We start from the raw sequence: 11,081 nt of genomic DNA, 5'->3' as shown, positions 1-11,081 counted from the left end.
TTGACTTTTGGCACGCTGTTGAGTTCTCAAGGAACGGACACTTCCTTCAGGCGGCCTTCCGACCGACCCTCCGGGCGCTTCGTTCTTTCGTGTTTGAAGCTTACCAGACTGTTTACCCGGTTTTATCCGAGGTTTTACGTGTCCGACTTGCTCCATTAACCGCCGTCTCGCGGCGACTTCGCCAACGATAGCGGGTCCGTGGCCGAGCACCTAATCGAGGCGGGGCGATGTCACCCGGATGGGCCCAGGCGGGCGGGTGACAGGGGATCGTGGGGGGTCACCCGGATGCCGTAGAGTGCGGCGGGTTGGCCAAGAGGACTAGACCACTTGAGGGTGTGGGGCCTGGTGATGGGGGCGTGGGCGAGTCGGTTCGTGTGCGGTGGGATGCGGGGCGGGTGATCTTCACCCGGGTGGCGTGTGGGCCTTATGTCCTGGGTTGTCCGAAGTTGACGTAATTTGGGTTCAGTCGATCAACGGGCCGCTCCCCCGCGGCCGCACGCGATGTACTCCGTACCTGGGAGGCTCCACCATGACCACTGTTACGTCGCCGCTCGCGGGTCGCGCTGTCGGGCTCGCCAATGTGCCCGACCCGGTGTTCGCCGGGGCCATGGTGGGGCCGGGGACGGCGATCGATCCGGTGCGGGAGCCGATCGAGGCGGTGGCGCCGGTGGACGGGCAGGTGGTGTCGATGCATCCGCACGCGTTCGTGGTGATGGACGAGAACGGGCACGGGGTGCTGACTCACCTGGGGATCGACACGGTGCAGCTCAATGGGGAGGGGTTCGAGCTGCTGGTGCACAAGGGGGACCGGGTGCGGCGGGGGCAGCCGGTGATCAAGTGGAACCCGGCGGACGTGGAGGCGAAGGGGAAGTCGCCGATCTCGCCGATCGTGGCGTTGGAGGCGTCGGCGGAGCAGTTGTCGGCGGTGGCGGAGTCCGGTGAGGTCACGGCCGGCGGCGAGCTGTTCACCTGGAATTGACGGACGGCTGACGGGCGAAGGGGTTTCGGCGATGGAGCGGACACTGCGCGGCGTGGGGGTCAGCCTCGGGGTCGCGATCGGGCCGGTGCGGCACATGGGGACCGCGGTGTTGGAGCCGCCGGCGGCTCCGGCCGCGGAGGTGGACGTCCCGCGGGAGCAGGCTCGGGCGCAGGCCGCGGCGGATGCGGTGGCGGCGGACCTGATCGCGCGCGGGAACCTGGCGGGGGGTGAGGCGCAGGCGGTGTTGGAGGCGCAGGCGCTGATGGCGCAGGACCCGGAGCTGATCGCGGACGTGGGGCGGCGGATCGAGGCGGGGAGCACGGCGGAGCGGGGGGTGTACGACGCGTTCGCGGCGTACCGGGAGTTGCTGGCCGCGGCGGGTGAGTACCTGGCGGGGCGGGTGGCGGACCTGGATGACGTGCGGAACCGGATCGTGGCGCGGCTGTTGGGGGTGCCGATGCCGGGGGTGCCGGACAGCGACGAGCCATATGTGCTGTTGGCGCGGGACCTGGCGCCGGCGGACACGGCGTTGCTGGATCCGACCTTGGTGCTGGGGTTCGTGACGGAGGAGGGCGGGCCGACCAGTCACAGCGCGATTCTGGCGCGGGCGTTGGGGGTGCCCGCGGTGGTGGCGTTGGCTGGGGCGACGGAGTTGGCGGAGGGGGTGGTGGTGGCGGTCGACGGGTCGAGCGGCGAGGTGGTGGTGGAGCCGGCGGCCGGGCGGCAGGCGGAGTTGCGGCGGTTGGCGGCGGAGCGGAAGGCGGCGTTGGCGGCCTCGTCCGGTCCGGGGCGGACGTCGGACGGGTTCCTGGTGCCGTTGCTGGCGAACGTCGGTGGTCCGGCGGATCTGCCGGCGGCGTTGGAGCACGGGGCGGAGGGGGTCGGGCTGTTCCGGACCGAGTTCCTGTTCCTGGACGACTCGGCGAAGGCGCCGACCGAGGAGAAGCAGGTCGAGGCGTACCGGAAGGTGCTGGCTGCGTTTCCGGAGTCGCGGGTCGTGGTGCGGGTGCTGGATGCGGGGGCGGACAAGCCGTTGGAGTTCCTGACGCCGGCGGACGAGCCGAATCCGGCGCTGGGGGTGCGGGGGCTGCGGACGCTGTTGGAGCACCCGGAGGTGTTGCGGGCGCAGTTGCGGGCGTTGGCGAAGGCGGCCGAGGGGCTGACTGTGCAGCTCGAGGTGATGGCACCGATGGTGGCGGACCGGGTGGACGCGCGGGCGTTCGCGGTGGCGTGCCGGGAGGTGGGGCTGGTCGCCAAGGTGGGGGCGATGGTGGAGATTCCGTCGGCGGCGCTGCGGGCGGGGTCGATCCTGCAGGAGGTGGAGTTCCTTTCGCTGGGCACGAACGACCTGGCGCAGTACGCGTTCGCGGCGGACCGGCAGGTGGGGGCGTTGGCGCGGTTGCAGGATCCGTGGCAGCCCGCGCTGTTGGATCTGATCGCGGCGGCGGCGCAGTCGGCGAAGGCGGCCGGGAAGAGCTGCGGGGTGTGCGGCGAGGCGGCGTCGGATCCGCTGCTGGCCTGTGTGCTGACCGGGCTCGGGGTGACCAGCCTGTCGATGGGGGCGGCGGCGATCCCGTACGTGCGCGCGGAGTTGGGGAAGTTCACGCTGGCGCAGTGTGAGGAGGCGGCGGAGGCCGCGTTGGCGGCGGATACTGCAGAGGAGGCGCGGGTTTCCGCGCGGCAGGCGTTGGGCGGCGAGTAGCGCGCTCGCGTCCTGGTGACTCCCGAGGGGTCGCTGCCACCGTGGGGGGTGGTGGCGGCCCCTCGGGGCCTTTTCCGACCGGTGCCGGTCAGTGCTTGCGGGTGGTGGCGAGCTGCTCGAAGAAGCGCAGGTGGTCGAGGTTGTCGACGGAGCCGGGGTTGACCGCCTGGGTGAGGGGGGTGCCGGAGAGCAGGCGCTTGATCGGGACTTCGAGGCGCTTGCCGGTGAGGGTGTGCGGGAGGCCCTGGACGGTGATCACCTCGTCGGGGACGTGGCGGGGCGAGAGTTCGGTGCGCAGCGAGGTGCGGATCCGGCCGGTGAGGTCGTCGTTCAGGACGGCGCCGGGGGTGAGGACGACGAAGAGCGGCATCCAGTAGCCGCCGTCGGGTTCCTCCAGGCCGATGACCAGGGATTCGGCGATCTCGGGGAGGCGTTCGACGACCTCGTAGATGTCGGCGGAGCCCATCCGGACGCCCTGGCGGTTGAGGGTGGAGTCGGAGCGGCCGTGGATGACGACGGTGCCGCGGGAGGTGGCGGTGATCCAGTCGCCGTGGCGCCAGATGCCGGGGTAGGTGTCGAAGTAGCTGTCGTGGTAGCGGTGGCCGTCGGGGTCGTTCCAGAAGCCGGTGGGCATGGACGGCAGCGGCTTGGTGACGACCAGTTCGCCGACGGTGTCGGTGTGCGGGTGGCCGGCCGGGTCCCAGGACTCGACGGCGGCGCCGAGGCAGGGGGCCTGGATCTCGCCGAGGTACACGGGGAGGGTGGGGACGCCGCCGACGAAGCAGGAGCAGACGTCGGTGCCGCCGCTGACGGAGGCGAGCCAGACGTCGGGCTTGACCTCGTCGTAGATCCACTGGAAGCCGTCGGGCGGGAGCGGGGAGCCGGTGGTGCCGATGCAGCGGACGGCGCTGAGGTCGAGGTCGCGGCCGGGGTGGAGTTCGGCCTTGCGGCTGGCGATGACGTAGGCGGCGGAGGTGCCGAGGACGGTGGCGCGGGTGCGGGCGGCCACGGACCAGAGGGCGCCGGTGTCGGGGTGGCCGGGGCTGCCGTCGTAGGTGATGACGGTGGTGCCGGTGAGCAGGCCGGCGAGCAGGAAGTTCCACATCATCCAGCCGGTGGACGTGTACCAGAGGAAGCGGTCGTCCGGGCCGAGGTCGAGGTGGAGGGCGGTCTGCTTGAGGTGCTCGACCAGGATGCCGCCCTGGCTCTGCACGATGGCCTTGGGGAGGCCGGTGGTGCCGGAGGAGTAGAGCACCCAGAGCGGGTGGTCGAAGGGGACCGGTTCGAAGACGGGGTCGGTGGCGGCGGCGGTGAGGTCGTCCCAGTGCAGGGTGCCCTCGGGGGCGGGGGTGCCGAGCAGGGGGACGTGGACGACGGTGCGCACGGTGGGGAGTTCGCGGCGGAGTTCGGCGACGACGTCGGTGCGGTCGTGGTTCTTGCCGCCGTAGTGGTAGCCGTCGACGGCGAACAGGACGGTGGGTTCGATCTGCTGGAGGCGGTCGAGGACGCTGCGGGCGCCGAAGTCGGGGGCGCAGCTGGTCCAGACGGCGCCGACGGCGGCGGTGGCGAGGAGGGCGACGGCGGCCTGCGGGATGTTGGGCAGGTAGGCGCTGACCCGGTCGCCGGGGCGGACGCCCTGGGCGCGGAGGGCGGCGGCGAGGGAGCCGACCTGGCGGCGGAGCTCGGACCAGCTGGTGGCGACGGGTTCGGTGGTGCGCTCGTCCAGGTGGAGGATGGCGGGCCGGTCGGCGTTGGCGGGGTCCTCGGCCGCACGCAGGGCGTGTTCGGCGTAGTTGAGGGTGGCGCCGGGGAACCACACGGCGCCGGGCATGGTGGCGGGTTCGGCGAGGACGGCGGTCGGCGCGGTGTGGAAGCGGACGTCGAAGTACTCGGTGACGGCGGTCCAGAAGCGCGGGAGGTCCTCGGTCGACCAGCGGTGGAGGTCGGCGTAGCGGGTGGCGGCCTCGGCGTCGTCGGCGGTGGGGGCGAGCGGGGCTGCGGGGGCGCCGTGGTGGTCGGCGGCCCAGGCCTGGAAGGCGACCAGGCGGCTGGCGGCGGCGCGGGCGGGGTCGGGACGCCAGAGCGGCTGCTGGTCCTGGGGGGTCGGAGGGGTGCTCACGTGGTGGTCTCCAGGCCGGTGGTGGGGACGGGGGTGGCTTGTGGCCTGCCGTCGTCCGTGGGTGCTGACGGTGCAGACCATGCCACGTGATCGTCCGGGGGTCCAGGGACGGTGGGGGTGGCGTGCGGGTGGTGCCGCGTGGTGGGTGGTGGGGGCGGGTGGGAGGTGGTAGGACGGCGGGATGACGGTGGCTTATGACGTGGTGATCGTGGGTGGCGGGCACAACGGGCTGGTGGCGGCCGGGTACTTGGGGCGGGCCGGTCTGCGGGTGCTGGTGCTGGAGCGGTTGGGGCACCTGGGTGGGGCGGCGGTGTCGGAGCAGGCGTTCCCGGGGGTGGCGGCGCGGTTGTCGCGGTACTCGTACCTGGTGAGCCTGCTGCCGCGGCGGATCGTCCGGGAGCTGGGGGTGCGGGTCGAGCTGCGGCGGCGGCGGATCTCCTCGTACACGCCGTGGGAGCGGGACGGGCGGGTCGGGGGGTTGTTGGTGGATGCCGCGGACGAGGCCAGGACCGCCGCGTCGTTCCGTGAACTGACCGGTGGGGACGGGGAGTTCGCGGCGTGGCGGGAGTTCTACGGGATGACCGGGCGGGTGGCGGAGCGGGTGTTTCCGTCGCTGGTGGAGCCGTTGCCCTCGCGGGCGGAGCTGCGGGCGCGGGTGGACGACCCGGTGGCGTGGGCGGAGTTGTTCGAGCGGCCGCTCGGGGAGGCGGTGGAGCGGCGGTTCGCGGACGACACGGTGCGCGGGGTGGTGCTGACGGATGCCCTGATCGGGACCTTCGCGCACGCGCACGACCCGTCGCTGCGGCAGAACCGGTGCTTCCTCTACCACGTGATCGGCGGCGGGACCGGGGACTGGGACGTGCCGGTCGGCGGGATGGGTGCGGTGACGGGGGCGCTGGCGGAGGCGGCGCGGGCCGGCGGGGCGGAGTTGCTGACGGGGTGTGAGGTGACGGCGGTCGATCCGGGCGGCGCGCACACGCCGGCCGAGGTCGGGTACCGGGACGCGGACGGGGTGGAGCACCGGGTCGGGGCGCGCTGGGTGCTGGGCAACGCGGCGCCGGTGGAGCTGGCGCGGATGCTCGGCGAGGCCGCGGAGGGCCCGGCGCCGGAGGGGGCGCAGCTGAAGGTGAACATGCTGCTGACGCGGTTGCCGCGGCTGCGGGACTCGGCGGTGGACGTCCGGGACGCGTTCGGCGGGACCTTCCACATCGCGGAGTCGTACCGGGAGTTGGAGGACGCCTTCCAGGAGGCGTCGGCGGGACGGCTCCCCTCCCCCGCGCCGTCCGAGATCTACTGCCACTCGCTGGCGGACCCGTCGATCCTGGGCCCGGACCTGGTGGCGCGGGGCTGGCAGACTTTGACGCTGTTCGGGCTGCAGCTGCCGGCCCGGCTGTTCGCGGAGGACCCGGAGCGGGTGCGGCAGGAGGCGTTGGACGGCGTGCTCTCCGCGTTGGACGGGGTCCTGGCGGAGCCGCTGGCGGACTGCCTGGCGACGGACGGTGACGGGCGGCCGTGCCTGGAGGTCCGCAGTCCGGTGGACCTGGCGGCGGAGCTGCGGCTGCCGGGCGGCAACATCTTCCACCGTGACCTGGCGTTCCCGTTCCGGGACGACGCGGTGCTCGGGCGGTGGGGTGTGGAGACCGCGCACCCGCGGGTGCTGGTGTGCGGGGCGGGTGCGGTGCGCGGCGGCGGGGTGAGCGGGATTCCCGGGCACAACGCGGCGATGGCGGTGCTCGGGCGGTAGCGCGTGTCAGTGGTGGGTGAACTCGCCGTCGAACCAGGACCGGGCGACCCGGGTGTGGAAGGGGAAGGCGAGCGGGGTGTCGACGGTGGCGAGCTGCCAGCCGTCGGTCTCGTCGGTGGGGACGGAGGGCGGCAGCTCGGCCAGGTTGCGGGGCGGGAGCAGCGCGAACAGGCAGAGGAAGCCGCCGTGGGTGTCGGAGTCGGTGGCGACCAGGCGGACCTCGTCCGGGTCGGCCAGGATGCCGGTCTCCTCGCGCAGTTCGCGGACGGCGGCCTGCTGCCAGCTCTCGCCGTAGTCGATGTAGCCGCCGGGGAGGGCGAGCCGGCCGTAGCCGGGTTCGATGGTGCGGCGGATGACGGTGAGCCGGGTGTCGCCGTCCGGGTGGTGCACGGGCAGCAGGGCGACGGTGACCGGGAGCGGGTTGCGGTAGCTGATCTCGCTGCAGCCGGGGCAGGTCCGGGGCCAGGCCAGGGTGCCGGCCGGGTAGGGCGTGCCGCACAAGTGGCAGTGCGTGTTGGGGCCGAAGGGGGTCGGACGGTCGGACGGCTGGGTCGTCATGCCTTGGATGGTAGTCCGGACGGGTGACGGCGCGGGGGCGTTGCGGAAGGGTCGGCGGGCGGGCCGGCGGTGACGGTGTGTCAGCGGTGCTGCGGCGGGCGACGGCGGTGGTGGCGCTTGTCCTGTGACCGAATCGCTTTCGGCGCGGCCCGGGTGCAGGCTGGAGGGATGGAGTTCACTGCGGCGCTCGCGCACGGCCCGGTGGTCCTGGACGGCGGGCTGTCCAACCAGCTGGCCGCGCAGGGCTGCGACCTGTCGGACGCGCTCTGGTCGGCGCGGCTGCTGCTGGACGAGCCGGATCAGCTGGTCGCCGCGCACCGGGCGTACTTCGAGGCGGGCGCGCAGGTCGCCACCACCGCCAGCTACCAGGCGAGTTACCCGGGTTTCGAGCTGCGCGGGGTGGACCCGGCGAAGACCGACCGGCTGCTCGCGCTGAGCGTGGAGCTGGCCCGGCAGGCCGCGGAGGAGGTCGCCGCGGAGCTCGGCGACGGCGAGCGACGCTGGGTGGCCGCCTCGGTCGGCCCGTACGGCGCCGTGCTGGCGGACGGGTCCGAGTACCGGGGCCACTACGGGCTGAGCGCCGCCGAACTGGCGGCCTTCCACCGGCCGCGGCTGGCCGCGCTGGCGGCGGCCGGGCCGGACGTGCTGGCCGTGGAGACCGTGCCCGACCTGCTGGAGGCCCGGGTGCTGGCCGAGTGCGTCCACGGGCTCGGCCTCCCGGTGTGGTTCTCGTTCGGCGCGGCGGGCGGCCGCACCCGGGGCGGCGAGCCGCTGGCCGAGGCCTTCGCGGTGGCGGCGGAGGTCCCCGAGGTGGTCGCGGTGGGGGTCAACTGCTGCGCGCCGGCGGAGGTGCGAGCGGCGGTCGCCCTCGCCGCCGAGGTGACCGGCCGGCCGGCCGTCGCCTACCCCAACAGCGGCGAGGGGTGGGACGCCGCCGCCCGCGACTGGACCGGCGACGGCGAGTTCCGCGCCGAGCAGGTCGGCGACTGGCTGGCGGCGGGGGCCCGCCTGGTCGGCGGCTGCTGCCGGGTCGGGCCGACGGAGATCGCCGAACTCGCGGCGAGGGTACGGGAGTAGCCGGGAGGGCGGGGTCCGGGAAGGCGGGGGCGAACGGCTCGGAAGGGGCTCACTGACGCGCGGGGGGGGAAGGCGGGTGCGGTCGGCTGCCCCGGGAGGAGAGCGCCTGTGTACACGGAGTCCGCGAGGCCCCGGGAGATGTGGACCCGCAGGCGGCAGCGGGCGGACGGGAACGGGCTACTGCCGCGGGCGGCGCCGCGAAGGAGACGGCCCACGTGCCGTGCGAGACGGGTCGCGGAGTCCGCAAGGGTCGGGAGACGAGGGCCGCAGGCGACACAGCCGGTAGCGGGGAAGGCGGCTGCGCCGGGAGGAGACCAGCTGCGTACCTTGCGAGACGGGGTCGCGGAGTCGGCAAGAGCCGAGGACCACAGGCCACAGCGGGCAGACGGGAACGGGCTCGGCGACGTGCGTGGGGAAGGTGGGCGCAGGCGAGGCGATGGGAAGTGGGGCCGCGTTGCGGTTGTGGTGCGCCAGGATGTGAGGTCGTCGAGCGGGCTGGGGTGGTCGTGGTGGACGGGGTCGGGCTGGTCAATGCGCTCGGGGCGCGTTGGGGGCGGGAGTTGGCGGGCGGCGCCGGGCAGGTGTGGACGGCGGTCGGGGTGTGGCCGCTGCTGGGGATGCTCGCGGGTGGGGCGGACCCGGTGGTGGCGCGGGAGTTGGCGGTGGCGCTCGGGCTTCCGGCGGAGCAGGCTCCGTCGCTGGCCCGCGAGGTGATCGCGGCACTCCGGCGAGTGCCGGGCTGCGCGGCGGCACTGGGCCTGTGGACGGCGGACGCACTCGCGGTGGAGCCCGGGTGGGCGGCGCTGGTCGGCCCCTCGGTGTGGGGCCGGCTGAGCGGGGACCTCGCCGCGGACCAACGGATGCTGGACGAGTGGGCCGCGACCGAGACGGGCGGGCTGATCCCGGAGCTGCCGGTGCGGATCAAGCCCGCGACACTGCTGGTCCTGGCCTCGGCGGTGACGGTGCGCACCCGCTGGGCGCGGGCGTTCAAGCCGGTGCGGCTGCGGCCCGGGTCCGGGCCGTGGGCAGGTCGGTGGCTCGCCGGCCTGTCGCTGGAGGGCTCGGAGCTGTTCGAGCGGATCGCGGTGGCCGAGACCGCGGCCGGCCCGGTGACGGAGGTGCGGGTCGCGGGCGACGGCGAGGTCGACGTCCACCTGCTGCTCGGCGCTCCTGACGCCCCGTTGGACACGGTGGCCGCCGCGGGCTTCGAGCTGTTGGCGGGTACGGCGGTCCGGGTGCCGGTGGCGGAGCTGCCGGACGGTGCGCAGTGGCCGGGCCTGGCGCTGGAGTCGGTGGGGGCGACCCGGCCCGGTGATCGCGGTGCGCTGCGGACGGTGGCGTTCGAGGTGCGTGCCGATCATGACCTGCTGGCCAGGCCCGCGCTGTTCGGTCTGGAGACGGCGTGCGCCGAGGGCGGCTTCCCGGGGATCTGCTCGACCACGCCGTTGCGGGTGTCGCAGGCCCGGCAGTCCGCGATGGCCGCGTTCACGGACGCGGGGTTCGAGGCCGGTGCGGTGACCGTGGTGGCGATGACCCGCAGTGCGGCGATGGCCCCGCCCGCGGTGTTCCGGGTCCGCCGCGCCGAGCTGCGCCTGGAGCGGCCGTTCGCCTTCCTGGCGGTACACCGGCCGACGGGCCTGGCCCTGATGGCGGGCTGGGTGACGGAGCCGCGCAGCGCAGAGTGACGGCGGGGCCAGGCTGCGCCGGGGCAGGTCGGCGGCGGGTCCGGGTGGCGGTAGTACGGTTCAGGCAACGATTTCGGGCTGGGTCGGCATTGTCGACCGGTGTTGGTGGAGGTGGGCCGGTGCCTGGGGCGATCCAGTCGCTGTCGCGGGCGGCCGCGATTCTGCGGTTGTTGGCGGGCGGGGAGCGGCGGCTCGGGTTGTCGGAGGTCGCGGCGGGGCTGGGCCTGGCGAAGGGGACGGCGCACGGGATCCTGCGGACGCTGCAGCAGGAGGGGTTCGTCGAGCAGGACCCGGAGAGCGGCAAGTACCAGCTGGGCGCGGAGCTGCTGCGGCTGGGCCAGAGCTACCTGGACGTGCACGAGCTGCGGGCCCGCGCGCTGGTCTGGGCGGACGACCTGGCCAGGGCCGCCGGCGAGACGGTGTACTTGGGCGTGCTGCACCAGCGCGGCGTGCTGATCGTCCATCACGTCTTCCGGCCTGACGACTCCCGCCAGGTGCTGGAGGTCGGCTCGATGCAGCCGCTGCACAGCACCGCGCTGGGCAAGGTGCTGCTGGCCTACGACCCGGTGGCGCGCGGGGAGTTGGGCGACGGACCGCTGGAGGCGTTCACCCCGCGGACGGTCACCGACCCGGTCAAGCTGGACGCGGAGTGCGAGCTGGTGCGCGAGCGCGGCTGGGCGGACTCGGTCGAGGAGACCTGGGACGGGGTGGCCTCGGTGGCGGCGCTGATCCAGGACCGGCGGCGCAACCCGGTGGGCGCGGTGTGCGTCAGCGGGGCGGTGGAGACGGTCTGTCAGGACGGCGTCCCGCGGGCCTCGTTGGTGGCGTCGGTGCGGACGGCGGCCCGGGCGATCTCCCGCGATCTGGGGGCGCACCGGTTCTGATCACGCGTCGGCGGGAGACGGTTGACGGGGTGTCGGTCACACCTCCTTGACGCGGGTGGTCCGGCTGCTGTTGGCTTCCGGGCGTTGGTCGACATTGTCGAACAGTGAGCTCGGGAACGGTCGGCGGCGCCGGGCGGGCTGGTTTGCCGGACCCACGGGTCCGGGGACTGACTCAGCGTCAGCCCCACCGCTCCCACTCCTGTTCCAGAGCCGAGGATCCCGCCAATGACTGCGAACCACATCGCCGCGATCGATCAGGGCACGACGTCCAGCCGGTGCATCATCTTCGGCGCGGACGGCCGGATCGTCTCCGTCGACCAGCAGGAACACGCG

General features: G+C 73.8%; 8 protein-coding genes. 6 read left to right on the top strand and 2 right to left on the bottom strand.

The genetic code is table 11. The annotated features are described in order from the left end of the window. The first annotated feature begins 529 nt into the window (after positions 1–529). Entirely contained in the window at positions 530–979 is a 450-nt protein-coding gene (locus AB0K51_RS33940) for a PTS glucose transporter subunit IIA (RefSeq protein ID WP_363462023.1), read from the top strand. Between the two features lie 31 nt (positions 980–1,010). Then, positions 1,011–2,681: a phosphoenolpyruvate--protein phosphotransferase gene (gene ptsP, locus AB0K51_RS33935; protein WP_363462021.1), complete on the top strand. Its 1,671-nt coding sequence runs from the start codon at positions 1,011–1,013 to the stop codon at positions 2,679–2,681. A gap of 88 nt (positions 2,682–2,769) precedes the next feature. Here the strand turns inward: ptsP and AB0K51_RS33930 are convergent, their stop codons facing one another. Further along, a complete protein-coding gene (locus tag AB0K51_RS33930) occupies positions 2,770–4,800 on the bottom strand; it encodes an acetoacetate--CoA ligase (protein WP_363462019.1) in 2,031 nt (676 codons plus the stop codon). A 181-nt stretch (positions 4,801–4,981) separates the two neighbouring features. Between AB0K51_RS33930 and AB0K51_RS33925 the strand changes: the two genes are divergently transcribed. Beyond that, positions 4,982–6,544, top strand: a complete 1,563-nt coding sequence (locus tag AB0K51_RS33925) for an NAD(P)/FAD-dependent oxidoreductase (RefSeq protein ID WP_363462017.1) — start codon at positions 4,982–4,984, stop codon at positions 6,542–6,544. A 6-nt stretch (positions 6,545–6,550) separates the two neighbouring features. Here AB0K51_RS33925 and AB0K51_RS33920 read toward each other — a convergent pair whose 3' ends face one another. Further along, positions 6,551–7,102 (bottom strand): NUDIX domain-containing protein, encoded by a 552-nt coding sequence (locus tag AB0K51_RS33920; protein ID WP_363462015.1) that lies wholly within the window; start codon positions 7,100–7,102, stop codon positions 6,551–6,553. 168 nt (positions 7,103–7,270) lie between these two features. Here AB0K51_RS33920 and mmuM point away from each other — a divergent pair, with 168 nt between their 5' ends. The 3 genes from mmuM to AB0K51_RS33905 all read left to right on the top strand — a co-directional run bounded on the left by mmuM (position 7,271) and on the right by AB0K51_RS33905 (position 10,748). Next, on the top strand, positions 7,271–8,179 hold the full coding sequence (gene mmuM, locus AB0K51_RS33915; protein WP_363462013.1) for a homocysteine S-methyltransferase: 909 nt from the start codon (positions 7,271–7,273) through the stop codon (positions 8,177–8,179). 509 nt (positions 8,180–8,688) lie between these two features. Beyond that, positions 8,689–9,864 (top strand): serpin family protein, encoded by a 1,176-nt coding sequence (locus AB0K51_RS33910; RefSeq protein WP_363462011.1) that lies wholly within the window; start codon positions 8,689–8,691, stop codon positions 9,862–9,864. Between the two features lie 119 nt (positions 9,865–9,983). Next, positions 9,984–10,748 (top strand): IclR family transcriptional regulator, encoded by a 765-nt coding sequence (locus AB0K51_RS33905; RefSeq protein ID WP_363462009.1) that lies wholly within the window; start codon positions 9,984–9,986, stop codon positions 10,746–10,748. Positions 10,749–11,081: the final 333 nt, after the last annotated feature.

The sequence above is a fragment of the Kitasatospora sp. NPDC049285 genome (assembly GCF_040678815.1).
GTDB lineage: Bacteria > Actinomycetota > Actinomycetes > Streptomycetales > Streptomycetaceae > Kitasatospora.
This window is presented reverse-complemented; position numbering and strand designations above follow the sequence as displayed.

Excerpts from the sequence above, each read along its gene's own strand:
- mmuM (WP_363462013.1), top strand. The coding sequence starts at position 7,271 with ATGGAGTTCACTGCGGCGCTCGCGCACGGCCCGGTGGTCCTGGACGGC.
- AB0K51_RS33925 (WP_363462017.1), top strand. The coding sequence starts at position 4,982 with ATGACGGTGGCTTATGACGTGGTGATCGTGGGTGGCGGGCACAACGGG.
- AB0K51_RS33920 (WP_363462015.1), bottom strand. The coding sequence starts at position 7,102 with ATGACGACCCAGCCGTCCGACCGTCCGACCCCCTTCGGCCCCAACACG.
- AB0K51_RS33940 (WP_363462023.1), top strand. The coding sequence starts at position 530 with ATGACCACTGTTACGTCGCCGCTCGCGGGTCGCGCTGTCGGGCTCGCC.
- ptsP (WP_363462021.1), top strand. The coding sequence starts at position 1,011 with ATGGAGCGGACACTGCGCGGCGTGGGGGTCAGCCTCGGGGTCGCGATC.